Annotated in this window: 24 protein-coding genes and 1 tRNA gene; 13 read left to right on the top strand and 12 right to left on the bottom strand. The window is 61.0% G+C overall.

Annotated elements, in window-relative coordinates; genetic code table 11:
- Window position 1: 1 nt before the first annotated feature.
- The 3 genes from rbbA to JN756_RS26095 form a co-directional block, all read right to left on the bottom strand.
- Window positions 2–2,743 (bottom strand): ribosome-associated ATPase/putative transporter RbbA, encoded by a 2,742-nt coding sequence (gene rbbA / locus JN756_RS26105; RefSeq protein ID WP_079444617.1) that lies wholly within the window; start codon window positions 2,741–2,743, stop codon window positions 2–4.
- Window positions 2,744–2,745: 2 nt separating this feature from the next.
- Window positions 2,746–3,789, bottom strand: coding sequence for an HlyD family secretion protein (locus tag JN756_RS26100; protein ID WP_057004563.1), 1,044 nt, complete (start codon window positions 3,787–3,789; stop codon window positions 2,746–2,748).
- A gap of 298 nt (window positions 3,790–4,087) precedes the next feature.
- A tRNA-Met gene (locus JN756_RS26095) sits at window positions 4,088–4,164 on the bottom strand.
- 281 nt (window positions 4,165–4,445) lie between these two features.
- On the opposite strand from JN756_RS26095, the gene dinB reads away from it, so the two are divergent.
- Window positions 4,446–5,504, top strand: coding sequence for a DNA polymerase IV (dinB, locus tag JN756_RS26090; protein ID WP_046382209.1), 1,059 nt, complete (start codon window positions 4,446–4,448; stop codon window positions 5,502–5,504).
- A gap of 69 nt (window positions 5,505–5,573) precedes the next feature.
- Here dinB and JN756_RS26085 read toward each other — a convergent pair whose 3' ends face one another.
- From JN756_RS26085 to JN756_RS26070, 4 genes are all read right to left on the bottom strand, one after another.
- On the bottom strand, window positions 5,574–6,527 hold the full coding sequence (locus tag JN756_RS26085; RefSeq protein ID WP_057004562.1) for a hypothetical protein: 954 nt from the start codon (window positions 6,525–6,527) through the stop codon (window positions 5,574–5,576).
- A gap of 20 nt (window positions 6,528–6,547) precedes the next feature.
- Window positions 6,548–8,263, bottom strand: coding sequence for a proline--tRNA ligase (locus tag JN756_RS26080; RefSeq protein WP_017846118.1), 1,716 nt, complete (start codon window positions 8,261–8,263; stop codon window positions 6,548–6,550).
- A 208-nt stretch (window positions 8,264–8,471) separates the two neighbouring features.
- On the bottom strand, window positions 8,472–10,004 hold the full coding sequence (locus JN756_RS26075) for an AmpG family muropeptide MFS transporter (RefSeq protein ID WP_057004561.1): 1,533 nt from the start codon (window positions 10,002–10,004) through the stop codon (window positions 8,472–8,474).
- Between the two features lie 43 nt (window positions 10,005–10,047).
- The gene (locus JN756_RS26070; RefSeq protein WP_186352037.1) at window positions 10,048–10,362 is read right to left on the bottom strand and encodes an MGMT family protein; all 315 of its coding nucleotides are present in this window, start codon (window positions 10,360–10,362) and stop codon (window positions 10,048–10,050) included.
- A gap of 192 nt (window positions 10,363–10,554) precedes the next feature.
- Between JN756_RS26070 and JN756_RS26065 the strand changes: the two genes are divergently transcribed.
- The 5 genes from JN756_RS26065 to groL all read left to right on the top strand — a co-directional run bounded on the left by JN756_RS26065 (window position 10,555) and on the right by groL (window position 15,179).
- Window positions 10,555–11,562, top strand: coding sequence for a DUF481 domain-containing protein (locus JN756_RS26065; protein WP_057004560.1), 1,008 nt, complete (start codon window positions 10,555–10,557; stop codon window positions 11,560–11,562).
- Between the two features lie 101 nt (window positions 11,563–11,663).
- On the top strand, window positions 11,664–12,395 hold the full coding sequence (locus tag JN756_RS26060; protein ID WP_201021484.1) for a HugZ family pyridoxamine 5'-phosphate oxidase: 732 nt from the start codon (window positions 11,664–11,666) through the stop codon (window positions 12,393–12,395).
- Window positions 12,396–12,462: 67 nt separating this feature from the next.
- A complete protein-coding gene (locus tag JN756_RS26055; protein ID WP_017846113.1) occupies window positions 12,463–12,939 on the top strand; it encodes an FxsA family protein in 477 nt (158 codons plus the stop codon).
- A gap of 246 nt (window positions 12,940–13,185) precedes the next feature.
- Window positions 13,186–13,482: a co-chaperone GroES gene (locus JN756_RS26050; RefSeq protein WP_017846112.1), complete on the top strand. Its 297-nt coding sequence runs from the start codon at window positions 13,186–13,188 to the stop codon at window positions 13,480–13,482.
- A 50-nt stretch (window positions 13,483–13,532) separates the two neighbouring features.
- Window positions 13,533–15,179 (top strand): chaperonin GroEL, encoded by a 1,647-nt coding sequence (gene groL, locus JN756_RS26045; RefSeq protein ID WP_057004558.1) that lies wholly within the window; start codon window positions 13,533–13,535, stop codon window positions 15,177–15,179.
- A gap of 107 nt (window positions 15,180–15,286) precedes the next feature.
- On the opposite strand, the gene JN756_RS26040 is transcribed toward groL, so the two are convergent.
- Entirely contained in the window at window positions 15,287–16,024 is a 738-nt protein-coding gene (locus JN756_RS26040) for a phosphatase PAP2 family protein (protein ID WP_057004557.1), read from the bottom strand.
- A gap of 50 nt (window positions 16,025–16,074) precedes the next feature.
- Entirely contained in the window at window positions 16,075–18,024 is a 1,950-nt protein-coding gene (locus JN756_RS26035; RefSeq protein WP_057004556.1) for an LTA synthase family protein, read from the bottom strand.
- A gap of 203 nt (window positions 18,025–18,227) precedes the next feature.
- On the opposite strand from JN756_RS26035, the gene colR reads away from it, so the two are divergent.
- The 5 genes from colR (at window position 18,228) to JN756_RS26010 (ending at window position 21,997) form a co-directional block, all read left to right on the top strand.
- The gene (gene colR / locus JN756_RS26030) at window positions 18,228–18,911 is read left to right on the top strand and encodes a two-component system response regulator ColR (protein WP_046382217.1); all 684 of its coding nucleotides are present in this window, start codon (window positions 18,228–18,230) and stop codon (window positions 18,909–18,911) included.
- Entirely contained in the window at window positions 18,901–20,181 is a 1,281-nt protein-coding gene (locus tag JN756_RS26025; RefSeq protein WP_108524496.1) for a sensor histidine kinase, read from the top strand. Before colR ends, JN756_RS26025 begins: the two co-directional genes overlap by 11 nt.
- A 187-nt stretch (window positions 20,182–20,368) precedes the next feature.
- Window positions 20,369–21,049, top strand: coding sequence for a class I SAM-dependent methyltransferase (locus tag JN756_RS26020; RefSeq protein WP_057004554.1), 681 nt, complete (start codon window positions 20,369–20,371; stop codon window positions 21,047–21,049).
- A 4-nt stretch (window positions 21,050–21,053) separates the two neighbouring features.
- On the top strand, window positions 21,054–21,773 hold the full coding sequence (locus JN756_RS26015) for a lipopolysaccharide kinase InaA family protein (RefSeq protein WP_057004553.1): 720 nt from the start codon (window positions 21,054–21,056) through the stop codon (window positions 21,771–21,773).
- On the top strand, window positions 21,770–21,997 hold the full coding sequence (locus tag JN756_RS26010) for a hypothetical protein (RefSeq protein ID WP_057004552.1): 228 nt from the start codon (window positions 21,770–21,772) through the stop codon (window positions 21,995–21,997). Before JN756_RS26015 ends, JN756_RS26010 begins: the two co-directional genes overlap by 4 nt.
- 97 nt (window positions 21,998–22,094) lie before the next feature.
- On the opposite strand, the gene JN756_RS26005 is transcribed toward JN756_RS26010, so the two are convergent.
- The 3 genes from JN756_RS26005 to JN756_RS25995 are packed head-to-tail and all read right to left on the bottom strand — an operon-like array spanning window position 22,095 to window position 25,718.
- Window positions 22,095–23,192 carry a DUF1513 domain-containing protein gene (locus tag JN756_RS26005; RefSeq protein ID WP_057004551.1) on the bottom strand — a complete coding sequence of 366 codons (1,098 nt, stop codon included), beginning with the start codon at window positions 23,190–23,192 and terminating at the stop codon, window positions 22,095–22,097.
- A 2-nt stretch (window positions 23,193–23,194) separates the two neighbouring features.
- On the bottom strand, window positions 23,195–24,259 hold the full coding sequence (locus tag JN756_RS26000) for an imelysin family protein (RefSeq protein WP_057004550.1): 1,065 nt from the start codon (window positions 24,257–24,259) through the stop codon (window positions 23,195–23,197).
- Between the two features lie 31 nt (window positions 24,260–24,290).
- Window positions 24,291–25,718 (bottom strand): di-heme oxidoreductase family protein, encoded by a 1,428-nt coding sequence (locus tag JN756_RS25995; protein WP_201021483.1) that lies wholly within the window; start codon window positions 25,716–25,718, stop codon window positions 24,291–24,293.
- 140 nt (window positions 25,719–25,858) lie between these two features.
- Here JN756_RS25995 and JN756_RS25990 point away from each other — a divergent pair, with 140 nt between their 5' ends.
- Both JN756_RS25990 and JN756_RS32160 read left to right on the top strand, forming a co-directional pair.
- A complete protein-coding gene (locus JN756_RS25990; protein ID WP_017846101.1) occupies window positions 25,859–26,422 on the top strand; it encodes an NAD(P)H nitroreductase in 564 nt (187 codons plus the stop codon).
- Complete coding sequence (locus JN756_RS32160; RefSeq protein WP_262377345.1) at window positions 26,397–26,525, top strand: hypothetical protein; 129 nt, start codon at window positions 26,397–26,399, stop codon at window positions 26,523–26,525. Before JN756_RS25990 ends, JN756_RS32160 begins: the two co-directional genes overlap by 26 nt.
- Window positions 26,526–26,537: the final 12 nt, after the last annotated feature.

Below are 26,537 nucleotides of genomic sequence, written 5' to 3'. Positions count from 1 at the left end.
CTTATTTCTCCTGTTTGCGCAGGAGCAGCGCGGACAGCAATAAGAAGGCCGGGCAAAACAGGCTCAGCGCGAGCAGGTCGGTCACCATGTCGGTGAAGCCAAGCCCCTTGGTGAACGCGCCGACACTCATGTGCATGTAATAGCTCGTCGGCCAGAGGTACCCCATGAGGCGCGCGCCGCCCTCCAGCGTCGAGACGGGCTGCATCATGCCGGAGAACTGCATGGTCGGCAGCATCGACAGCACCGCTCCGGCGAACACCGCTGCGACCTGGCTTGAGGTGAACGTCGAGATGAACAGCCCGTAGCCGGTGGCCGCCGCCACATAGAACAGCGCGCCCAGGGTCAGCGTGAGGCCGTCGCCCTTGAGCGGAACATCGAAGAGGAACCGCACGGTCACGGTCATGATGAAGAAATTGATCATGCCGACGCCAATATAGGGCAGTTGTTTGCCGATCAGGAACTCCAGGCGCGTCGTGGGCGTGGCGTAGAAGTTCGTGATCGTGCCGATCTCCTTTTCACGGGCAACGCTGACGGCTGTGAGAATGGCGAGAAACATCATGAGCAGCATCGCCGGCACGGCCGGCCCGATTGCATAAATGCTCTCGGCCGTCGGGTTGTAACGGTTGCGGATCACGATGCTGGTCGTCGGTTTCTTGCTCGCTACGTCGCTGGACTGGCGCTTTCTCTCTTCGGCGAAGAGGTTGTGCGCCGACTCGACGTAACCCTCGATGGTGGCGGCGCGCGAGGTGTTGGCGCCGTCGATCCAGGCCGATACCTGCCAATCCGAGTCGCGCTTTACCAGGCGCCCGAAGCCAGGTGGGATTTCGATGGCCAGCGTGATGTCGTTCGACTTCAGGCGCCTTTGCATTTCGTCGACACTGTGGATCGGCGTCTTTTCGGTGAAATATCGGGAGCTCGAGTAGTTGGCGAGATAGGCTCTGCTCTCCGGCGTGTCGTCGTGGTCGAACGCCGCATAGGTGAGGTTGGTCACATCGCTGGAGACGCCGAAGCCGAAGATCAACAGCATGATGAAGGAGCCGAGGAAGGCGAAGGCGAGCCGCACCGGATCGCGCATAAGCGACAACGTCTCGCACTTGGTAAAGGCCAGGAGGCGGCGCAGCGGCATGAAGGTCGAGCGGCTGGGCGACAACGCCGCTGCATCGCGCTGGGTCTGCGCCTCGGCATCCGCCACGGAGGGCGCGGGCGCAGCGGGCTCGGCATCCTCGATATAGGCGATGAACGCCTCTTCGAGATTCGCGCTGCCCTTGGCGGTAATGACGTTTTGCGGTGTGTCGCAGACGAGGACGCGACCTGCGTGCATCAATGAGATGCGGTCGCAGCGCATGGCTTCGCTCATGAAATGCGTGGAGACGAAGATCGTGACATTGCGGGTTCGCGAGAGATCGCCGAGCAAACGCCAGAATTCATCGCGTGCCAGCGGATCGACGCCCGAGGTCGGCTCGTCAAGGATCAGCAACTCGGGGTCGTGAACGATCCCCACGGCCAGCGAAAGGCGCTGTCGCACGCCGAGCGGCAGCGAGTTCGCTTCGGTGTCGGCATAGTCGACAAGGCCGACATCGACCATGAGCTGGGCGATACGCGCGTTAGCGTGGTCCGCGGCCAGATGAAAAAGGCGTGCATGAAGACGCAGGTTTTGCCGCACGGTGAGTTCGCCATAGAGCGAGAACGATTGCGACATGAAGCCGACGCGCTGGCGGACCGACAGGTCGTTGGCATCGACAGGTTTGCCGCAGACCTCGGCCTCTCCCTCGCTCGGCGCCAGGAGTCCGGTCAGCATCTTCATGGTGGTGGTCTTGCCGCTGCCGTTCGAGCCGAGGAAGCCGAAGATTTCTCCGCGCTCGATGGCGAAGCTGACGTTATCGACCGCGGTGAAACTGCCGAAACGGCGTGTCAGATTCCTCGCAACAATGACCGGCGCCTCGCTGCCTGGTTGGCGCGGCGGAATGACGAAGCGCTGCGCCGTCGATTTGTGCCCCGGCTGCAGGGCGGCAAACACCGCTTCGATGTCTTGTTGGCCGGTCTTCTCGCGCAGCTCATCCGCGGTGCCGCAGGCAAGCACGCGGGCGTGATCCATTGCGATGAGCCAATCGCATTGGCCGGCCTCGTCCATATAGGCGGTGGAGATGACGACACTCATCGTCGGTCGCTCGCGCCGCAGTTCGCTGATCAGGTCCCAGAACTGTCGACGCGACAACGGATCGACGCCGGTCGTCGGCTCATCGAGAATGAGCAGGTCGGGGTCGTGAATGAGCGCGCAGCACAGGCCGAGCTTTTGCTTCATGCCGCCCGACAGCTTTCCGGCCGGCCGCTCGAGAAACGCGAGTAAGCCAATCGCCGCCGCCAGGCGCCGGGTGCGTGCGTCACGTTCCGATGCGGACAGGCCGAAGAGGGTGGCGAAGAAGGCCAGGTTTTCGCGGACGCTGATCTCCTGATAGAGGTTTTTGCCGAGCCCTTGCGGCATATAGGCAATGCGTGTGCAGACGGAGCGGCGGTGCCGGGCATTGCTCATGCTGCCGCCGAGGACCTCGACCGATCCGGTCTGCATCTTCCGCGCACCGGCGATCAGGCCGAGCAGCGTGGACTTGCCGGCGGCGTCAGGGCCGATGATGCCCGTCATCTGGCCGCTCGGCAGTGCGAGCGAGACATTGTCGAGCGCTAGAACCTTGCCATAGACATGGCTCGCGTTGGAAACCTCGGCAATCAGCGCTGCGCGAGTCTCCATTATCAATCCTCGGCGTCGACAGGATCAGCCTGAATGCGCTTTTGCAGGGTGTCCGGCCAATTGGGCGGGTTCGGATCGAGGCGCACATAACCGATGCCGCGGGTGCCCGTTTTCACTTGGTTGAGGTGGCGCGCGATGAGGCTCGGCGGGATGCGCAGCTTGACCCGGAACATAAGCTTGTCGCGTTCGCTGCGCGTCTCGACCTGCTTGGGCGTGAACTGCGCGTCCGGCGACACGAAACTCACTTTGGCCGGCACGGCGAAGTCGGCACCGTCGAACACAATTCGCGCGGCCGACCCGATCGTTACGCGCATGGCCTGTTCGGAGGGGAGATAAATCTCCATGTAGATTTCGGACAGGTCGATGATCGTCAGCACCTTTCCGCCCGCCGAAACGACTTCCCCGGGGTTGACGAGACGATACAGAACACGCCCCTGCACGGGCGCCACAAGAATGGTGTCGGCGATCTGGGCGTCGGTCTGATTAACCAGGGCTTGTGCGGCCACCACCGAACGCTCGCGCGCGGTCACGGTCCGCTGCGCGGCGTCGAGAACGGCGCGCGCAGAATCGCGTTCGCCCTGCGCCTCATCGCGGTTGTCCTCACTGATCGCCCCGGTGACGATCAGCTTGAGGGCGCGGCGCAGCTTTGCTTCCTTGAGGGTCAGTTCTGCCTGCCGTTGCACGACAGTCGCCTTTGCCTCGAGCATCGAGGCCTCCTCGGAAGCCACGTCGGCGGCATATTTGGCGCGTTGCGCTTGCAACTCCGTGGTATCGAGGCGGGCGAGCACCTGGCCTTCGGCGACGAGGTCGCCTTCCCGGGCCAGCACCTCGCGCACGCGTCCGGCCAGCTTCGCGGCGATGTCGATTTGGTCGGATTCGATGCGGCCGTTCCCGGAGACAATGCCCTCGGGCAACTTGCCTTGCTGGCTTTGCCACCAGTACCAGGCGCCACCGGCGCCGGCTGCCAAGACGATGACAAGGATCAGAACAATCCTTGTGACACGCCGCCAAGACCACTTTGCATCGTTACTCGGGATGGCCGTCATGATCCGATCCTTGAGTGGGGAGGCGTGAAGATCGATTGAGGCGTACACCAGCACCTGTCAGGCCGCGAGACGCAAACGCGAGCGCGTTATTTCATCCGTGGCGGCAGGTGAATTCCGATGCTTGCCCATCCGGGTAAACGTTACCAACCAAGGGCTGTACATAACGTTGATTTTTATCAAGCAATCGAGCCGAAACCGGGCGCGGCCATCGCCCTCAGTCTCAGTCATTAAAATCAGCACAAACGAAAACACCGCCGCGACGGTGAGGTCGTGGCGGTGTTTGACGTGTACTTAAAACTGGTTGCGGGAGCCGGATTTGAACCGACGACCTTCGGGTTATGAGCCCGACGAGCTACCAGACTGCTCCATCCCGCGTCTGTGTGTCGGCATTCTACAGCGCAACGCAGGGGTGTCAACCTATGAATCGAAGAAAAGCGCTTGTGCTTCAATCGGTTAGCTCTCCATCACAGCCAGGTTGAGCCTTCGGGGCCAGTCTGGCCGAGGGTTTCAGCTCTATTGGCAGGTTAAATTCGATTGAGAAAATAAATTCATCTGAGAATTTTCCTACCGCTCAAGCGGAAGATTCAAACTACTGGTGCTATATACAGGGGTGAGTGCGATACTGCCCATCCGTTGGATTGCTCCCCTTCTTATATATGACGCAGCGCAAAATCATCCACGTCGACTGTGATTGCTTCTACGCCGCCATCGAGATGCGCGATGACCCGAGCCTGGCGCAAAAACCGCTGGCCGTCGGCGGCTCGGCGGATCGGCGCGGGGTGATCGCAACCTGCAACTACGAAGCGCGGGCCTATGGGGTGCGTTCGGCGATGTCATCACGCCATGCCTTGAAGCTCTGCCCCGACCTGACCATCGTCAAGCCGCGCATGGATGCCTATAAGGAAGCGTCGAAGGAAATCCACGGCATCTTTCGCGACTATACCGACCTGATCGAGCCGCTTTCCCTGGATGAGGCTTACCTGGACGTCTCCGACAGCCCGCATTTTGGCGGCAGCGCCACGCGTATTGCCCAGGACATCCGCCGCCGGGTCTCGAATCAATTGCATATCACCGTGTCCGCCGGTGTGGCGCCCAACAAGTTTCTGGCCAAGATCGCCAGTGATTGGAAGAAACCCAACGGCCTGTTTGTGATCACCCCGGACCAGGTCGAAGACTTTGTGTCGATATTGCCGGTGAAAAAGCTGCATGGCGTGGGCAAGGTGACCGCCGACAAGCTGGCGCGCCTGGGGATCGAAGACTGCCTGCAGTTGCGCGAATGGAACAAGCTGGCGCTGGTGCGCGAATTCGGCAGTTTTGGCGAGCGACTGTGGAGCCTGGCGCGTGGGATAGATGAGCGCGAGGTGCAGAACGACAGTCGTCGGCAATCGATCAGTGTGGAAAATACCTACGATGTGGACCTGCCAGATCTTTCAAGTTGCCTGGCGAAACTGCCTGAACTGATGGAAACCCTGGCTGGACGCATCGCGCGCATCGACAGCAGTTACCGCGCGGGGAAGCCGTTCGTGAAGGTGAAGTTTCATGACTTTACCCAGACGACCCTGGAGCAGGCGGGGGCAGGGCGGGACCTGGAGAGTTATCAACAGCTGATGACCCAGGCGTTCAATCGCGGTGGCAAGCCGGTGCGGTTGCTGGGGATTGGGGTGCGGTTGCTCGACCTGAGCAGTGGCAATGAACAACTCGAACTCTCCTGGTAGAACCCGGAAACCAAATGTGGGAGGGGGCAAGCCCCCTCCCACATTTAGATCTACAGCGTTTTCGAGGGCTCAGCGTGCGCCAGGATCCGCGACGAGTCGCCCCGCGTCCTTGGTCAGCGCTTGCAGGAATTCCTGCTGCAACTCCGGATCATTGTGGGTCAGTTCGATCAGGCTCTGCTCCAGTTCGCTGGCTTCTTCCTCCAGGCCCAGCTCCGACAGGCGCTTGACCCGGTGGACCCACTGGCTGACTTCGTCGTCTTCCAGGTCGTCGTAGATCAGGCCGTGGGCTTCGAGCAACTTGCCGCGCAGTGTGTGGCTCACCGCCAGGGTCGAGTCCGAATGTACGTCGTCCTGGCCATCTTCCACGCTGATCTTCAAGGTGCTGATGCGGTTCAGATCCTGCTCGGCAAACGGGCTGTCCAACAGGTTCAGGCGCAGTACGCCGTTGCGGTCGGTGGTCATTTCATACACTTGCCTGCCGGCGGTGACCTGCACCGGGCGTTCGCTCCAGGGCAGGCTCGAATACTCCACGCGCTTGTCGCGCTGGACTTCATCGATACCCGCCAGGTTCTGTTGCGCACGCCCGTGGGATTGCACGTTCATGAACGGGTTGATGCCGTCGATGCCGTAGCTCAGCCAATCGTGGGTCATGCTGGTCGGCAGGTTGCCGAGGGCGAAGATATTCGCCACGTTGGCGCCCGCGCCGGCCACCAAAGCGACCGCGCCCAGCGGCATCTCATAGAGTTTGCGCCAGGGTTGGTAGGGGGTGTAGCGGTCGTAACGACGGGTGACTTCGAATTCGGTGACCTCGAAGGTCTTCTGCTCGTGAATGCGAACCCGACGTTGCGGCAGCTCCAGCACTTTGGGTTCGCCTACATCGATCTGCAGGCTGTGGTCGAGCAACTTACGCTCGACCCGCTCCTCGTGCTCACTGCGTTGCGACATCTGGTTGGCGCAGCCGCTGACCAGCAGGGCGCCGCACAAGGCGGCGCCCCCCAGGGCTCTGGTGTTTCGCTTGAACATGACTTCTCTTGATCTGGTTTTCAGCGACGAATACGCGCCTGAAGGAAAGACAGCACGTCAGCCACCGGCAACGGTTGGGCTTCGGCTTCGGTCCGGCTTTTGTATTCCAGATTGCCATCGGCCAGGCCACGGTCACTGACCACGATCCGGTGCGGGATGCCAATCAGCTCCATGTCGGCGAACTTGATGCCCGGGCTGGTTTTCTTGTCGCGGTCGTCCAGCAACACTTCGAAACCGGCGGCCGTCAGTTCGGCATACAGTTTGTCGGTGGCTTCACGGACTTGCTCGGTTTCATAGCGCAGCGGCACCAGGGCCACCTGGAACGGCGCCAGGGCGTCACTCCAGATAATGCCTTTCTCGTCGTTGTTCTGCTCGATGGCAGCGGCAACCACGCGCGATACGCCAATGCCGTAGCAACCCATTTCGAGGGTGATCGGCTTGCCGTTTTCGCCCAGCACTTCGCACTTCATCGCCTTGCTGTACTTGTTGCCCAGCTGGAAGATGTGCCCGACTTCAATGCCGCGCTTGATTTCCAGGGTGCCCTTGCCATCCGGGCTCGGGTCGCCGGCGACCACGTTACGCAGGTCGGCTACGGTCGGCACCGGCAAGTCGCGTTCCCAGTTCACGCCGAAGTAGTGCTTGTCGTCGATGTTCGCGCCGATACCGAAGTCGCTCATCAGCTCGACCGAGCGGTCGATGATGATCGGCAGCGGCAGGTTCAGTGGGCCCAAGGAGCCGGCACCGGCGCCAATGGCGTCGCGCAGTTCGGCATCGGAGGCCATGACCAGCGGGCTGGCCACGCCCGGTTGCTGGGCGGCCTTGATTTCGTTGAGCTCGTGGTCGCCACGGATCACCAGGGCGATCAGCTTGCCGGCTTCCTCGGCGTGAACGATCAGGGTCTTGATGGTCTTTTCAATCGGCAGATTGAATTTTTCCACCAGGGCCGCGATGGTCTTGGTGTCCGGGGTGTCCACCAGGCGCAGTTCTTCAGCCGGGGCTGGACGGGCGGTTTCCCGTGGCACGGCTTCGGCTTTCTCGATGTTCGCCGCGTAGTCGGAACCGTTGCTGAACACGATATCGTCTTCGCCGGACTCGGCCAGTACGTGGAACTCGTGGGAGCCGGCGCCGCCGATGGAGCCGTTGTCCGCTTCAACCGGGCGGAATTTCAGGCCCAGGCGCGTGAACACGTTGCAGTAGGCGGTGTGCATGCGGTCATAGGTGACCTGCAAGGACGCCTGGTCGGCGTGGAACGAATACGCGTCCTTCATGATGAACTCGCGGCCGCGCATCAGGCCGAAGCGTGGGCGGATCTCATCACGGAACTTGGTCTGGATCTGATACAGGTTGAGGGGCAGCTGTTTATAGCTGCTCAACTCGTTGCGCATCAGGTCGGTGATCACTTCTTCATGGGTCGGGCCAGCGCAGAAGTCGCGGCCATGACGGTCCTTGAAGCGCAGCAATTCAGGGCCGTACTCTTCCCAGCGCCCGGATTCCTGCCACAGCTCGGCCGGTTGGGTGCTCGGCATCAACACTTCCAGAGAACCGGCAGCGTTCATTTCTTCGCGAACGATGGCTTCGACCTTGCGCATCACCTTCAGGCCCATGGGCAGCCAGGTGTACAGGCCAGAAGCCAGCTTGCGGATCATACCGGCGCGCAGCATCAGCTGATGGCTGATCACAACCGCGTCGGAAGGCGTTTCTTTCAGTGTGGCGAGCAAATATTGACTGGTACGCATGGTAGGCCGTTGTCGGTTGCTTGGACTTGAAGTGACTTGGGATTGTACGGGCGCAAACTGCCGCCGTACAGGCATCAGGACGCAGAGCTGTTTGTAGGAGCGAGCTTGCTCGCGAAGATCGTCAACGATGACGCGGGAAACCGGGATAAACGCGGTGTCTGTGACTTCTTCGCGAGCAAGCTCGCTACAGCTACAAGGGGAGGCTCTGTCAGTCTTCTGCCGGTGGATTCAAGCGAATCCGTCGGCTTTCCTGGAACCAATGCAGCGCAATCAGCAGCAACGTCGGCACACCCAGCACGCAGGTGATCAGGAAGAAGTTGTGATAACCGAACTTCTCCACCATCACCCCCGAATACCCGCCGATCAGGCGCGGCAGCAACAGCATGATCGAACTCAGCAGCGCGTATTGGGTGGCGGAGAACTTGAGGTTGGTCAGGCTCGACAGGTAGGCGACAAACGCCGAGGTGGCAAGGCCTGAGCTGAAGTTGTCCAGGGAGATGGTGAAGATCAGCATCTGCAGGTCCGGGCCCATGTCAGCGAGCATCACGAACAGCAGGTTGGTGCCGGCCGAGGCGATGCCGCCGATGAGCAGGATCGGAAGGATGCCGAAGCGCACAATCAACAGGCCACCCATGCCGGCGCCGACCAGGGTCATGATCAGGCCGAAGATCTTGCTGACCCCGGCAATCTGGTCCTTGGTAAAGCCCTGGTCGATATAGAACACGTTGGCCATCACGCCCATCACGGTATCGGACATGCGATAGGTGGCGATCAGCCCAAGCAGCAGCAGCGCCTGCCAGCGATAGCGCAGGATGAAGTCGTTGACCGGCGTCAGCACCGGCGCCAGGCCTCGGCGGCCCATGGCCGACAGGCACAATGTTGTCAGGGTGATGTAGAGGATGGCGCGCAGGAAGGCGCGGTCTTCCATTAACAGTTCCCACAGGCTGACACCGTGGAACAGCACGCTGGCGAAATCGGTGTTGTACAACTGGGTGAACGTCGCCGGCACCGACACCAACAGCACGATCAGCACAAACACCGACACCAACTGATGCACGAAACTGTAGCGTCCAGCCTGCAACTGGGTGCGCAGTGGCACATTGGGCTCGCGCATGAACAGGGTGGTCAGCAGCGCCGGAATCATCAGCACGCCGAACAGCACATAGGTGCCGGTCCACGCCGAGTGTTTATAGTTGAAACCGGTAGAGCCGAAACCTTCGGCAAAAAACAGCGCGCCGGCCGTGGCGAGCAGGGCGGCGATGCGGTAACCGGACATATAGCTGGCGGCCAGGGCAGCCTGGCGGCTGTCATCGGCGATTTCCAGGCGATAGGCATCGACTGCAATATCCTGGGTAGCCGAAGCGAAGGCGACGATCACCGCAATAGCGATCAGCCAGGACAAGTGTTTCTGCGGGTCGCAGAAGCCCATGCCGATCAATCCGAGGATCACCAGCGATTGGGCGAGTACCAGCCAGGAGCGACGACGTCCGAGTTTGCCCAGCAGCGGCAGGCGCCATTGGTCGAGCAATGGCGACCACACCCATTTGAAGGCATACGCCAAACCGATCAGGCTCGCATAGCCGATGGTCTCGCGGGCCACACCGGCCTCACGCAACCATACCGAAAGCGTCGAGAACACCAACATGTAAGGCAAGCCGGCGGCAAAGCCGAGCAACAACAGCACTAACGTCGAGGGGCTGGCATAGGCGGCGAGCGCGGCGCGCCAGGTTTTACGGGGCATGGGCTGGAGTCTGCCTCAGATTCACGGAAACAAAGCGCGCACTCTAACCGCTGTGCTCTACCGGGCGCCAGCCATGACGCTGAATATCCACGCGATTGTTCAGGATAGCGACACCTTCGTTGCGTAAACGCGCACGTTGTTCGTCGCCTGAGGCGCTGCCCGCCGGCAGGCTTATCCGACCGCCGGCACCCAGCACGCGGTGCCAGGGCAAGCGGGTATCGTCGGGCAGTTGGCTCAGGGTGCGCCCGACCCAACGCGCCGCGCGCCCCAGCCCGGCGAGGTGGGCCAGTTCGCCGTAACTCACCACGCAACCTTCGGGGATTTGCGCCAGCGTCAGGTACAGCGCGGTGCGGCGCATCTCGGCAGGGCTTTGCGGGGCTTCGGCGGGTTGCTTCACGGTGGATATATCCGTTCAGATCGTCGGTTTCTTGTAAGAAACGTCTGTAAATATGCAGATGAGAACTGAACTCAACACAATTCATTGAGTCAGTCCTAGCTATCTAACACGATAACGCCCCTATTTCGCCAATCCTGAGCCCCTTATCTGCTTATGTTGTCCAGAACCCTGCTGTGCCTTGCTGTTTTCAGCGCCTCCACCCCCTTGCTCGCCGACACCGTCTGGTTAAAGAACGGTGACCGCCTGTCCGGCAAGATCAAGCTCTTCGACGGTGGCAAGCTGCTGATCCAGACCGACTATGCGGGGGCTATCCCGGTGGATTGGAAACAGGTGAAAACCCTGGAGAGCGATCAGGAGTTGTTGGTCAAGCAGGATGCCTACACCGGTGAGAAAGCCAAATCCTTGCAGGCTGCGGCTGATGGCAAAGTGGTGCTGGCCAATGGCGAGGCGCCCAAGACCGTGGAACTGGCCAGCATCCAGCAGATCATCAAGCCCAAGCCGGTGATCGAAGACCTGGTGTGGAAAGGCAATGTCGACATGGCGCTGGACTACAGGCGCGCCGAGAAAGACACCAACGACTACGACATCGACTTCAAAACCTCCGCCCGCCACGGCCAATGGCGCCACACCGGGCAGGGCGAGTACAACCGCGAGTTCCAGGACGACGTCACCACCACCGACAACTGGTCCCTGGAATACGACCTCGACCGCTTCATCACCGAGCACTGGTTCTGGCAGGGCCGCTTGACCTACAAGCGCGACAGGGTCGAAGACCTGTCCCGCCAACGCACTGTCGGCACCGGCCCGGGCTACCAATTCTGGGACGATGAGCTCGGCGCGTTCTCCCTGGGTTCGTTGGTCAACCGCACCGATTACGAATATTCCGATGGCGGCAAGGACAACTTCTATTCCCTGGCCATGAAGTGGGACTACAACCGCTACCTGATCGGCAAGACAGTTGAATTCTTCACCTCCGGCGAGTTGGGCAAGCCTATCGGCGGGCCGGCCGAGTATGCCCTCGATGCGGAAATGGGCCTGCGCTACAAGGTCACCGAGTGGGCGTCGCTCAATCTCAAGGCCGAGCGTGACGTGATCAGCGGCGACTCGGAAAGCAGCTTGAGCAAGACCCGCTACACCGCAGGGTTTGGCGTGGCCTGGTAATCCGCTTCGTGCCCGCTGGCAACCTGCGCGGATATTGATTACCTTGGCTTGAGATCCATTCCCATACGCTATGGGCGACTGAATTCCCGAGGAGTCATACGTTGAGCGCGCACGTTGCCAAGAACGCCCGAGAGCTGCTGCTCAAGGAATACCGTGGAGCCCTCTCCACATTGTCCAAAGCCATGCCTGGCTTTCCCTTCGGTTCGGTCGTGCCGTATTGCCTGGACGAGCAAGGCCGGCCGTTGATCCTGATCAGCCGAATTGCCCAACACACCCATAACCTGCAGAAAGACCCCAAGTGCTCGCTGCTGGTCGGCGAGCGTGAAGCGGATGACGTGCAGGCAGTGGGGCGCCTGACCTACCTGGCCGAAGCCGAGCAATTGCACGACGCCGCCGCGATTGAAGCGGCCGCCGAACGCTACTACCGCTACTTCCCCGAATCGGCCAATTATCACCAGGCCCACGACTTTGACTTCTGGGTACTCAAGCCGGTACGTCACCGCTATATCGGCGGCTTTGGCGCGATTCACTGGCTTGACCGGTTGACCCTGGCCAACCCGTTCGCCGGCCCGGCCGAGCGCAGCATGGTCGAGCACATGAACGCCGACCACTCCAAGGCCATCGCCCATTACGTCGGGTTGGCCGGTTTGCCCACCCACGAGCCGGCGCAACTGGCCGGGATCGACAGCGAAGGCATGCACCTGCGCATAGGGCATGCGCTGCACTGGTTGCCGTTCGCCGAGTCTTGCAACACGCCGACACAAGTGCGCGAGGCCCTGGTTTCCTTGGCTCATGCTGAGGTCTGGCCGAAAAAAAGCGTCGCTGAAGCTTGAATTCACGAAATGGCGACGTCATCTAAGGTGGACTGGCAAGGCAATCTTGCGTTGAGGAAACCATTTGATGCGCCCTTTTTTATTGCTCTTTCTGCTGTTCCCGGTGTTGGAGCTGTTCGTATTCGTAAAAGTCAGTGGTGCGATCGGGTTTTTCCCGGCACTGCTGCTGATCATTCTCGGCTCGATGCTCGGCGTTCTGGTGCTGCGCGTCGCCGGTCTGGCCACGGCGCTGCGTGCCCGTGAAAGCCTGAATCGCGGCGAATTGCCTGCACAAACCATGCTCGAAGGGCTGATGATGGCCCTGGCCGGTGGCCTGTTGATCCTGCCAGGCTTCATCAGCGATGTGCTCGGCCTGGTCATGTTGCTGCCGTTCACGCGCAAGCTGCTGGCGGGCAAGATGCGCCAGCGCGCCGAAGAGGCTGCGATTCGCCAACGGGCGTTCGCCGACGACCTGCAACCCCGTGGCGGCCCGGCTCCGCGCCAGCCGTTGGGGCGAGAAGGTGATGTGATCGAAGGTGAGTTCGAGCATCGCGACAGCAAATAACCGCTTCACTGGCGCGGCCCCTTCGGGGGCTGTGTTGTTTTTAAGGGCTGGCAGACGCAAAAAAATTCATCGCCGGCCCCTTGTAATAAGCTGATGCGCCCTTATGTAACGGTCACCGCAAGGTTTCTGGTGGCGACACCAGACAGACTTCCGCGTTTCGCCCAGCGAACCGCGACCGGCCCCGCCGGATTTAACCTGCCGGTACTGACACCGGCCGATGAAAAACACAATTAGGAGAGATCGACAATGAGCAAGCTTCGTCCTCTGCACGACCGCGTCGTTATCCGTCGCAGCGAAGAAGAAAAGAAAACCGCTGGCGGTATCGTTCTGCCAGGTTCGGCTGCTGAAAAAGCCAACCACGGTGTGATCGTCGCTGCAGGCCCAGGCAAGACTCTGGAAAACGGTGAAGTACGTGCGCTGGCCGTTAAAGTCGGTGACAAGGTTGTATTCGGTCCTTACTCCGGCAGCAACACTGTGAAAGTCGACGGCGAAGACCTGCTGGTCATGGCTGAGAACGAGATTCTCGCCGTTCTGGAAGGCTGATTTCCCCGCTCATTTTCCCGTTACTACAAAGTATTTAAGGAATATCGATAATGGCTGCTAAAGAAGTTAAATTCGGCGATTCCGCCCGCAAGAAAATGCTCACCGGTGTCAACGTCCTGGCTGACGCAGTAAAAGCGACCCTGGGCCCTAAAGGCCGTAACGTGATCATCGAGAAGAGCTTCGGCGCTCCGACCATCACCAAGGACGGCGTTTCCGTCGCCAAAGAAATCGAACTGGAAGACCGTTTCGAGAACATGGGCGCGCAGCTGGTCAAAGACGTTGCCTCCCGTGCCAACGATGACGCAGGCGACGGCACCACCACCGCTACCGTTCTGGCTCAGTCGATTGTCAACGAAGGCCTGAAAGCCGTCGCTGCCGGCATGAACCCGATGGACCTGAAACGCGGCATCGACAAGGCGACCATCGCCATCGTCAAAGAGCTGAAAAACCTGTCCAAGCCATGCGCTGACACCAAGGCTATCGCTCAGGTGGGTACCATCTCCGCCAACTCCGACAACTCCATCGGCGACATCATTGCCGAAGCCATGGAAAAAGTCGGTAAAGAAGGCGTGATCACCGTTGAAGAAGGCACTGGCCTGGAAAACGAACTGTCGGTTGTAGAAGGCATGCAGTTCGACCGTGGCTACCTGTCCCCGTACTTCGTCAACAAGCCAGAAACCATGGTTGCCGAGCTGGAAAGCCCGCTGATCCTGCTGGTCGACAAAAAAATCTCCAACATCCGCGAAATGCTGCCGGTGCTGGAAGCCGTTGCCAAGGCCGGCCGCCCACTGCTGATCGTTTCCGAAGACGTTGAAGGCGAAGCCCTGGCGACTCTGGTTGTGAACAACATGCGTGGCATCGTCAAGGTTGCAGCCGTCAAGGCTCCAGGCTTCGGCGACCGTCGCAAGGCCATGCTGCAGGACATCGCCGTTCTGACCGGCGGTACCGTTATCTCCGAAGAGATCGGCCTGAGCCTGGAAAGCGCCACCCTGGAAAACCTGGGCAGCGCCAAGCGCGTGACCATTTCCAAGGAAAACACCATCATCGTCGACGGTGCTGGCGTAGACGCCGACATCCAGGCGCGCATCACTCAGATCCGTGCCCAGGTTGCCGAAACTTCCTCGGACTACGACCGTGAAAAACTGCAAGAGCGTCTGGCCAAGCTGTCCGGCGGCGTTGCAGTGATCAAGGTTGGCGCTGGCTCCGAAGTTGAAATGAAAGAGAAGAAAGCCCGCGTTGAAGACGCCCTGCACGCAACCCGCGCAGCCGTTGAAGAAGGCGTGGTACCTGGCGGTGGTGTTGCACTGATCCGCGCCCTGGAAGCCATCCTGGACCTGAAAGGCGACAACGCCGATCAGGACGTGGGTATCGCTGTACTGCGTCGCGCCGTTGAAGCACCGCTGCGTCAGATCGCTGCCAACAGCGGCGACGAGCCAAGCGTTGTGGTTAACGCTGTGAAGAACGGTAAAGGTAACTTCGGTTACAACGCGGCAACCAGCGAATACGGCGACATGATCGAAATGGGCATCCTGGACCCTACCAAGGTGACTCGTTCGGCGCTGCAAGCAGCTTCCTCCATCGGCGGTCTGATCCTGACCACCGAAGCAGCTGTTGCTGAAGCACCGAAGAAAGAAGGCTCGGCTGGCGGCGGTATGCCAGACATGGGCGGCATGGGTGGCATGGGCGGCATGATGTAAGCCAGCCTTACCCGGCGACTGAAAAACCCCGCCTGCAGCGATGCAGGCGGGGTTTTTTTATGCGGGTGCGTAATAAGGGAGGGAGGTAACTGAAGTGGTTGGCCGGTCTACGTATTCAATGCACGCACTTCTGACACCCTGACCTTCGATGGCCGATAGAGCATCAGGCAGTACAGCCCCAGGCAGATCAGCCAACAGAAAATCGCCGTCCACACGTTGTGGGAAAAGAAGTGCGCGCCCTGTGCCATGCGGCTCACGGAAAACACGCTGCCCAGCGCCACGGCAAAGATGAACGCCTTGCGTGCCATCCGCGGCCGGCGATCCCGTAGCGCAAAGAACCAGGCGAACAGGGCGAACCCGGTTGCCGCATGCCCGCCGGGCCAGCAGCGCCCAGGTTTATCGGTGGGCGGGCGAGGGCTCAGCAGTTCGCTGTAGGTTTCCTGGCCACCGAACTCCTTGAGGCTCCACGGGCATTGCACGGCGGTGACGGTTTTCAATGGCGAGACGAACGCCGTGGCCAGCCCCAGGGACAACACCAGGCAGCCCAGTTCGCGGCGGTACGGCTTGAGGCGCTGGAGGATAAAGGTACCGGCAAACCCCAGAATGGCCAGCACCGAGAACAGGATGACCAACTGTTTGGCGCGGTCATGCAGGATGTCTTCGAGGAAGAAGCTGTAACGCCCGATGAAGCCGCCATCCGCAGCGCTGTAGAACTGCTTGGCGAGGTCCATGTCCAGCGATGTCAGCTGCAGCAATAGCATCAGCAGCGCAGCACCGGCGGGGATGCCCAGGCACAGCCAGAAATTGAGAGGTTTGGAAACCGGAACAACAGGAGGGGATTGCATGGTAAACCCTGATAAAAAAGTCCCGTACTCGGCTGTACGGGACGTTTTGGTTAGCGCGTGCTTAATGCCGGGGCCTCTTCCTTGGGCGCTTTCCAGCTCAGCAGTTGTTGTTTGAAACCATAACTGGCGGCCTGGTAATAGGTGATCGCCCGCAGGATCAGCGGGTCATCGCTGCCGACCCGCAACTCCTGGCTTTCACCCAGCGCCTCGTCGTGGCGACGCAGGCCCTGGCGTGGGCTGAGAATCGCCAGGTCTTTGCCGTCGAACAGCCCCAGGTGCTGGTAATTACCCACCACGACCCGAGGGGGCAATGGGTTGTCCTGCAACAGGTCGCGGCCAAAGAAGGTCGATTCATAGCTCAGGTTGATCAGGCCCAGCAGGGTCGGCGCCAGGTCTATCTGGCTGGCCAGTTGCGCCGATTCCCGTGCGTCGATCAGCTTCGGCGCATAGATGAACAGTGGAATCTGATAGTTGGTGATGGGCAGGTCTTCCTTGCCTGCACTGCCGGCGGTGTGGTCGGCGACGAAGACGAAGATCGTGTTATCGAACCATGGCTTCTGACGCGCCGCTTCCAGGAACTGGCCGATGGCATGGTCGGTATACTTCACCGCGCCGTCGCGGCCATTGCCGGATTTGATATCGATGCGCCCGTCCGGGTAGGTGTAGGGGCGATGGTTGGAGGTGGTCATCAGTTGCAGCAGGAACGGCTGCTGCTTGGCGTAGTCGGCATCGGCCAGCTTCAGGGTCTGTTTGTACAGATCCTCGTCCGCCATGCCCCACGCATTCTTGAACGAAATTTCCGACTCGGGCACGCTGCTCTGGTCTACGACGCGATAACCGTTGCCGCTGAAAAACGCGTTCATGTTGTCGAAATAACCGCGCCCGCCATACACAAACACGCTGTCGTAACCGATGGCCGTGAGTTGTTGCCCCAGGCTGGCGAAGCCGCTCTCCCGACCAATGCGCTTGACGATGGAGCGTCCCGGCGTCGGTGGGATGGCCAGGGTGATCGCCTCCAGGCCACGGTCGGTGCGGGTGCCGGTGGCGTAGAAGTTGTTGAAGTACAGGCTTTGTTGACGCAAGGCGTCGAGATTCGGCGTGAGGTTGCGTCCGTCGCCATTGCTGCCCATGTATTTGGCGCTGAAACTTTCGATGGTCACCAGCACGATGTTGGGTTTGCGCAGCGTGCCCGGGTGGGTGATGGCACGGCGGATATCCAGTGGGTCCTGGCCGATGAAGCGCGCATTGGGCTCGCTGAGTTCGGCGCGCAACTGCTTGGCCACGATTTCGGTTGGCAGGCTCTTGTAGAACTGTGAGTAATCCAGCTCGTTGTTACGGAACGCGGCGAAAAACTGATACGGGCCATTGCTCGCCAGTTCGTTCTTGTAGGCATTGCCACCTTGGGCGCGTGGGCTGTCCTGGCTGATCAGTTGCAGGCTCAGGCCCGCGACGACCAACAGCGCCAAGGCATTCAACAGACGGCCGCGCATGGGCGGCAGCGGGGCGTTCATTGCCGCATTGAATGGCTTGCGCAGGGCCAGGCTCAGCACGACAGCCAGCATCGCCAGCAAACTGAGCAACTTGCCGATGGGATAGGATTCCAGCAGGTTGTTCAGTACTTCGTCGGAGTACACCAGGTAGTCGACGGCGATAAAGTTGAAGCGCACGCCGAACTCATCCCAGAACAACCATTCGGCCACCGAGGTGAACAGCATCGCGAACAGGCTGACGGTGAGCACCGCCTGCAGGAACCAGCGATGGCCGCGGCGACGCCACAGCGCGGGCGGGCACAGCAACAGGTACAGCCCCAGAGGAAGGGCGGCATAGGCTAGAAAGGCCAGGTCATAGAGCAGGCCCACACCAAACACCGGCAACAGATTGCCGCCGACTTCACTCAGGTGAGTAATGAGCAATACGCTACGTGTGAGCAGGAAAATAACCAGCCAGGCACCGGTTACCAATAGCAAATAGCGCATAGGCGCTGTTTTGAAAAAACCCATGTACAGCTTCCTTATATCGATGCGCGCGATGTTCACCCCGCTACTGTAGTGAGTTTGTGAAGCTATAGTGAAAAACTCGTTCAACTCTTTAGTCGGTTGAAATCGTTTATCTGCCTAGCGCTCAGCTCTATCCCTGAGCCCTACTTGGCCTTAAGCTGCGCGGGCCAACACACGGCTGGCACGAAAGTACGGAGACACTGCCCATGCGAATTTTATTGGTTGAAGACAACCGCGATATTCTGGCCAATCTGGCCGATTATCTGGGGCTCAAAGGTTACACCGTGGACTGCGCGCAGGACGGCTTGTCGGGCCTGCACCTGGCTGCCACCGAGCACTACGACCTGATCGTGCTCGACATCATGCTGCCTGGCATCGATGGCTACACCTTGTGCAAGCGCCTGCGCGAAGATGCGCGCCGCGATACGCCGGTGATCATGCTCACCGCCCGCGATCAGTTGGATGACCGCCTGCAGGGCTTCAAGTCCGGAGCGGATGACTACTTGCTCAAACCGTTCGCCCTGTCGGAACTGGCCGCGCGCATCGAAGCCGTGCTGCGCCGCGCCCACGGCGGCGGGCGCCGTGCCCTGCAGGTGGCCGACCTGCATTACGACCTCGATACCCTGGAAGTCACCCGCGAAGGGCGCCTGCTCAAGCTCAACCCGGTGGGCCTGAAGCTGCTGGCGGTGTTGATGCAGAAAAGTCCCCATGTCCTGCGTCGGGAAATTCTCGAAGAAGCCCTATGGGGGGATGATTGCCCCGACAGTGACAGCCTGCGCAGTCACGTCCACCAGTTGCGCCAAGTGATCGATAAACCTTTCGCCAAGCCATTGCTGCAAACGGTACACGGTGTGGGTTACCGCCTGGCCGAGGGTCGTGATGGAGTTTAAGCAAAGCCTTGCCCAGCGGATCATCATCGCCTTTGCCTTGATGAGCGCATTGGTGGCGGGCGCCTTCGCGATGGGGATCATCGCGACGGTGCATCTGGTGGAAGAGAAGCTGATTTCGGCAGGGTTGGGCGGCGACTTGCAGCGCCTGCTGCTGATGGACAGCGTCGAGGACTGGAGCCACCGACCCGAGCCGGACCAGCTGTTCTATTTCAGCGGCGGGCGCGGGGATTTCGAGCTGCCCAAGGACCTGCGGCACCTGGAACCGGGTTTTCATGAAGTGTTCCGCGAGGCGTTGTCGTACCACGCCATGGTCGAAGTGGTCGATGGTCGGCGTTACGTGCTGCTGCAAGATCAGAGCGATTTCGAAGAGCGTGAGCGCGTGCTGTTCGCGGTGGTGCTGGTGGGCTTCGTGCTCAGCCTGGCGCTGGCGGTCTTCCTCGGCTGGGTGCTGGCCCGCAAGGTGATGGCACCGGTGGTGCGCCTGGCGCGCCAGGTGCGTCATCGTGACCAGTTGCTCGGCCTGGCGCCGCCCCTGGCACCGGATTACGCCGCCGATGAAGTGGGCGAGCTGGCTGTGGCCTTCGACGCCACATTGGGCCGTCTGCGCCAGGCGCTGTCCCGCGAGCAGTTGTTTACCAGTGATGTGAGCCACGAATTGCGCACGCCGTTGATGGTATTGGCCAGTTCCTGCGAGCTGCTGCTGGAAAACCCGGCCATCGACGAGCGTGGGCGCAACCAGGTGCTGCGCATCGCCAGGGCCTGCGAAGAAATGCGTGAACTGGTGCAGACCTTCCTGATGCTGGCACGCGCCCAACACAACGACGCCACCATGTCCCCCCGGGTAACCCTCACCCAGGTGGCGGATGATTTGCTCGGCCTCTGGCGTGAGCCGATCGAGCAAAAAGGCCTGCAACTGATCTACCAGCCGGGCAACCCCCTGGATACGCGCTATAACACCACCTTCCTGCATGCGGTGATGGGCAATCTGCTGCGTAATGCACTGCATTACACCGAGCAGGGCTTTATCCGGCTCACCCTGGAACCGAGTGGTTTTGTGGTGGAAGACTCCGGCGTCGGCATTCCTGAAGACAAGCGCGAAGCCATGTTCGAGCCCTTCGTGCGCGGCAGCGAAAAACGCGGTGAGGGCCTTGGCCTGGGGCTGTCGCTGGTGCAGCGGATCTGCGAAAACCAAGGCTGGAGCGTCAGCCTGAGCACCATGGAGCCCAATGGTTGCCGCTTTCATGTCCAGTTGAGCCAAGTCAAACCCTGACTTGCCGTGCTACCGCTATGCTGGCAACGATCAGTGTAATTCGTCGAAGATGGCCCTGTGCCATCAATCGTGTCGGTAAAGTCTTGAAATGTATGAGTCTGGACAGGACAAGTTTTTCACAACGAGTTGACCTATTGATCACAGTTTGCAACCTAAGGTCGTAGGCATCAGTAAACGGAGACGTAAGATGCCTACCCCGATCAAGCTCGAATTTTCCGATAAGTACGACGAAGAGCATGCACAGAATTATTTGCTCAAACATCAGGATAATTTAGCTCGCCGGCTGTCCCACAAACGTGACGAGCAGTTGGCGCGCGGTGCGCTGGCCATGGCCGGTGAACCTGGCCTGGTCTTGGACTTGCCTTGCGGGGCGGGGCGTTTCTGGCCGTTGCTGGCGGAAAAACCCAACCGGGTGATCATCGGCGCCGATAATTCGGAGTCGATGTTGAAGGTCGCGATGGTCGCCCAGCCAGCGGATGTGGTCAAACGGGTACGCCCTTTGCAGACATCCGCCTTTGATATCGATTTGCCTGATAACGCGGTCGACAGCATCTTCTGCATGCGCCTGATGCACCACATTGGTGAGCCTGAGCACCGCTTGGCGATATTGCAGGAGTTTCATCGTGTTACCCGCGACAGCGTGATCATCTCGCTGTGGGTGGATGGCAACTTCAAGGCCTGGAAACGCAAGCGTGCTGAAGTAAAACGTCGTAGGAAAGGTGAGCAGGAAGGTTACCAAAACCGGTTCGTGTTACCGGCTGCTACTGTCGAGGCAGAGTTTGAGCAGGCCGGTTTCCGAGTTCAGGAGTCCCTGGACTTTATTCCGTTCTACGCCATGTGGCGGGTATACGTATTGCGCAAGAGGTAACAGGATGGCAGTTGAGTGCGTAGCAGGCAGTCATGTAGCTCCCGAAGAGCGATTTGAGTATTTCTGGCGCCAGCAGGGCGAGTGGGTCGAAGAGCCTAATCGTCGGCGTGGCGGTGAAAGTGGCGTGCAGCGTGTGATGGGCCCCACCGGGCGTTTGCTCTACAGCAAACGTCAGACCGGGCATATCTACCGCAGTTTGCTGCATCCGTTTGGGCGCCCGACGGTGTTGCGCGAACGGGATGCTCTCAAAGGCCTGCGCGCGCTGAATGTACGGGTACCGGAGATGGTGTTCTGCGAGGCGCGTCGTGATCCGCAACACCAATGGAAAGCATTGTTGGTGACGGCTTCGCTGGACGGTTTCGACGAAATCGAAAAATGGTACGCCGCCGGTGGCCGTGAACAGTACGGCGAAGCGGTACACGAGCGTGTACTCAAAGAGGTGGCGGCGACATTGGCGCGCATGCACAAAGGTCGCTGGCAACACGGTTGCTTGTACATCAAGCATATCTTTGTGCGCGTCACGGGTGAGCCCGACTCGGCCAACGTGGAAGTCGCGCTGCTGGACTTCGAGAAATGCCGCCAGCGCCTGACCGCTTATCGAGCCGCCTCCCATGACATGCTGCAACTGCGCCGCCATTCGTCGTGGAGCGATGGCGACTGGGCAAAACTCAGCTACTTTTACGAGACGGCGTTTGGCAGCGCTATCAAGGGTTTAACCAAATGAAGCTAGAAATAGCTCGAGGTCTGTTTCTGGTCGGGGCGTTGGGCATTGCTGCCCTGGCCCTGGCTGCATGGGAACAGCCTCGGACACAGGTCCTCAGTGCGGTGCAAGGCAGCGGGCAATGCCTGCTGCCGCGCATCGCCAAGGCGAGTGCGACGGTCAAGCCCGATCATGACCTGCTGCTGTTCATGTTCGGGATGTCTCGAGGGATGGGGCCACAAAGTTGAAACGATCGAAACCACCCAAAAAGGGCCTTGTGAAACGAGGCCCTTTTTTTTCGTCGGCGATTTGGCCGTCGGGCGCAGCGTTGGCCGAGCCTGACCGTCAGACCAGATGCAGATGGTTATCCCAAAGCCCGGCCGGCAATTCCAACGGTGTTGCGCTCAGCTGTGCCTGGCGGCAGTCATAGAACCGGCAGCGCCCCTGGCCGGAGGTCACGACAAACCCATCCGCCACCGCACCCACGCCCGCACAGTCCGGCAACGGCCCATCCAGGCGCAGCTCGCCACTGTCCATGTGCCAGATAAACAAGCGGTTGCCGCGCGGTGCGGTCAACGCGACCAGGCGCAATTCGCTGTGTACCGCGACGCTGGCGGTGTAGTGCGCCATCGCCTGTAACTGCTCGTCGGCCACCGCAAACGCCATGAATGGCTGCCCCGGCCGCTTGATCGCGAGCAACTCGGAGCGCTCCTGGGACGGCCCCATGAACTGCTGCCCGGTAAGGATGGTGCCATCGCTGGCGATGCCCATATGGCGCACGCTGTTCATCTGCTGGCCGAGGGTTTCCTTGCTGATCAGGCTGCCGTCGCGTTGCATCAGCACCAGGCTCGGTTCCATGGCGTTGAGGTTCATTTCCACGCGGCTTTCGGCTTCGGTGCGGATGCCGCCGTTGGCCACCACCAGGGTTTCGCCGTCGGGCATCCACGCCACCTGGTGCGGGCCGATGCCATGGGTGGAAATCTCGCCGCTGTGCACCAGCCGTTCGCCTTCGAACCGGTACACCCCGAGCAGGCCACGGCCCGGATCGGAGGTGTCGTTTTCGGTGGCGTACAGCCAGTCGCCACTTTTATGGATTACCGCGTGGCCATAGAAGTGGCGGTTTGCATTCGCGGTGATGGTTTGCAGCAGCGCGCCATCACGCAGGTCGATCAGGTAACTCTCGGTGCCCGGGCGACGGGCGACAAACAGCGCGATCGGCAGCGTCGGGTGGTTGATGATGTCGTGGCAGCGTTGGCCGACCTGGGTGGCGAACACCCGCTGGCCGTCCAGGCGATAACCGACAGCATAGTGTTTGCCGTCTGCATCATCCCGCGCCGAGAGCAGCAGCGGGCCCTTGTCTTTCTGCTTGAACAACGTCCAGCCGCCCAGCGTGAGTGCGCCGAGCAACGCGCTGCCAATGGCCAAAGCCTGTCGCCTGAGCATCATCAGTCACCGTCGTTGGCGTTGAAGCCCAGTTGGATGCCCAGCGCCTTGGCCAGCTCGCCTTCGTGCAGGCGGTGGACGACGTTGAGGCTGTCGTAGAGATCGTTGAGCTGCTGGCGTCCGGCGTCATCGGCGAGCAATTCGTTGAGGGTGCGCTGGTTGCTGGCGAACAGTTTCAGGGATGCGGCATAGGCGGCATCGATCTTCTCGGCCAGGGCCTTTTGATCGGCCGGCAACAAGCCACGCAGGCCTTTGTTGTCGACGCCGACCCACACGGTCTGGGCCGCGGCAAGGCTGGCTTCCAGGCTTCGCAGGGACGACTGGCTGCGCCACGCGTCGGCCTGGAACGGCTGCGGGATGCCCTTGGTCTGGCGGCCCATCGGCGTGCCGAGTTTTTTCTTCAGGGTGTCCAGTGCGGTCACTTGTACGCGCAGCAGGTCGGCAATGGCCTCGTGGGAATCAGCGTAGCGCTGGTTGGGAAACTTGCTCATCTGCGCGAGCATGCCGTCGGTGCTGTTCCAACTGGCCAGGATCTCTTCGGCCAGGGCTTTCTGGCGCTCGCCGATGGCCGTCAGCAGCGGGCAGTAGCGGGCTTTCTGCGCGGCGTCGGCGATATCGGTCTTGGCGTCGTAGAGGATGTATTCATAGGCCGACAGGCCCTGCACCACCACGCTGGATTTGGCCAGGGCGGCCGCATCGATCTGCGGCTGGGCGGCGACCAGTTGCTCGACCTGACGACCCACCAGGTTTTTCTTGTCCGGCCAGAACTGCACCTGCCACGAACGGTTACCCTCGGCCAGCGGGCCGATCAGCAGCGGTTGCAGTTCGGCCCAGGCTTTTTGGGCGTGAAGGAAGTCGGCGCGAGCGGTGTCCAGGCTTTCCTTGCCCTGGCAGTACGCCAGGGCGCTGACGGCCAGTTGACGGTCGGCTTCCACCCAGCGGCTGTAGGTCGGCAAGATCACTTGCTTGGCGATGGCGGCCGAGGTCACCGCTTGCGGGTCTTGCGGCGAGCAGGCACCGAGCGCGAGGGCGGCCAGGCTGGTGAACAACAACTTGGGACGGAACATGTCGAGCTCCCTTCTGTAAGTGGGGCGAAGCTTATAAAGAGTTCAGGAACGCCAGCAGTGCAGCGCGCTGCTCGGCATTGAAGGACAACACATGCTGCTGCGCCGCTTGTGCTTCACCGCCGTGCCAGAGCACGGCTTCCAGCAGGTTGCGGGCGCGGCCGTCATGCAAGAACTGGGTGTGGCCACTGACGGTTTGCGTCAGGCCGATGCCCCACAACGGCGGCGTGCGCCAGTCGCGGCCACTGGCCTTGAATTCGGTGCGGTGGTCGGCCAGGCCGTCGCCCATGTCATGCAACAGCAGGTCGCTGAAGGGGCGAATCACCTGGTTGGCCAGTTCAGGTTCGGCAGCATTGGTCGCCGTGGTGAACGACGGCGTGTGACACCCCTGGCAACCGGCCTGGTAGAACAGGTTCTTCCCGGCCAGCACCTGTGGTGCGTCGACGTTGCGGCGCACGGGCACCGCCAGGTTGCGGGTATAGAACAGCACCAGGCGCAGGATGTTATCGCTGACTTCCGGCTCGCCATCGGGGCCATTGCCGTTGGGCGCCTGTTTGCAGGCGACCTGGGCGTCGGTGCAGTCATCGACGGGTCTCAGCGACGTGGTGAGGCCCATATCCCCCGAAAACGCGTGAACGTTCTGTTGATTGAGGTTGGGTTGCCCGGCTTTCCAGCCGAAACGTCCGAGCACGGTTTTTTGCCGGGCGTCATCCCAGACCCAGTTCGCGCGGCCGACGATGGCGTCTTTGTCGGCGGTCTTCGGGTCGGTGTTGCGCAAGATATCCGCGTCGGCAATCGCTTCGAGCAGGCCCAGGCCGATCATCGGCGGGGCGATGCGTGCGGAGAAGCGTGTGTCCGGGTGCATCGGGCCGTAACCGAGTTGGGTGATCTGCAGGTTGGGCTTGCGCAGTTCGACGACGCTGCCGTCCGTGAACGTGACGTTGACCGGTGTGTAGTCGACCCGCACCTTGCCCTCCGGCGTCACGCCGGGTACGGCCATGTCCTGCAACTGCCCACCGTAGACCGGCTCGGGCACCACGCCGAGTTGCTCGATGAGCTTGGCATACGGCGGCGCATCCGGGATCGACAGGCGCACCAGCATCGACACGGCGTTCTGCGCGTCGGCCAGCGGCGGGTGGCCACGGCCGTCCTTGATATGGCAGTTCTGGCAGGCATTGGTGTTGAACAGCGGCCCCAGGCCGTCGCGCGCGGTGGTGGTGGAAGGCGCGATCACCCAGGGGCTGCGAAAGAAACTGTTGCCGACGCTGAAATCCAGGCGACGGGTTGGCGACAGGTTGGCCGAGGGCAGGGAAAAGGCGTTCTGGCCGTGTTTGTTCACCGTCGTTGCCCCGCCGGCCCGCGCTTCCCCCGGCTCAGCCTGGGTAAACCGGGGGGCGTCGTCGCAGGCAACCAGGCTCATGGCCATCAGTCCTGCAGACAGGCGAAGAAGCGAACGGAGCATCGAGTTTCCTGAGCAAAGGCGGAAAATAAGGTCGCAAAGTCTAACAGGGCGGGGCGGTTTGAATAAGAGCAATTATCGTTTGATGGCATCCCGGTCCATTCCCGCTAGAATGACCGCACATTTTTTTCTGGAGGTGGCCAATGCAGGCTCTCGACGCTTTGCTCAACCGTGTTTCCGTGCCGCGCCTGCTGGAACCGGCACCGACCCAGGAGCAGCGTGATGTGCTGTTCGCCGCGGCCATGCGTGCGCCCGACCACGGCCAGTTGCGTCCTTGGCGGTTCCTCACCGTGGAAGGCGCGGCCCGTGAGCAGATGGGCACGTTGCTGGTCGAAGCCGCCCGCCTGCAAGACCCCGACGCGCCGCAGGCCGTCCTCGACAAGGCCCAGAACGGCCCGTTGCGCGCGCCGCTGGTCGTAGTGGTGATTGCCCGCCTGCAGGAACACTTCAAGGTGCCGAAATCCGAGCAATTGCTGGCGGCGGCTTGTGCCGCCCATGGCATCCTGCTGGCGGCCTACGCCCAGGGGATTGGCGCGGTGTGGCGCACCGGGGACTTGTCCTACTCGGCCCATGTGGCCAAGGGGCTGGGACTGAAAGAGGGCGAGGAAGTCATTGGCTTCCTCTACCTGGGCACCCCGCAGAACCCGCCGCGTACCGCGCCGAAAGAGGATGTAGCGGCGTTTGTCACGGCCTGGACCGGCCTGTAGGAGCGAGCTTGCTCGCGAAAAACTCAAGGACACCGCGTTCATCCAGGATGCACGCATGATCGAGGATGTAGCGGCGTTTGTCACGGCCTGGACCGGCCTGTAGGAGCGAGCTTGC

The organism is Pseudomonas sp. Y39-6, from assembly GCF_023651955.1.
In the GTDB taxonomy this organism is placed as follows: Bacteria; Pseudomonadota; Gammaproteobacteria; order Pseudomonadales; family Pseudomonadaceae; genus Aquipseudomonas; species Aquipseudomonas veronii.
The sequence above is the reverse complement of the archived record's forward strand: the minus strand, read 5'-3'. Positions and strand labels throughout refer to the sequence as shown.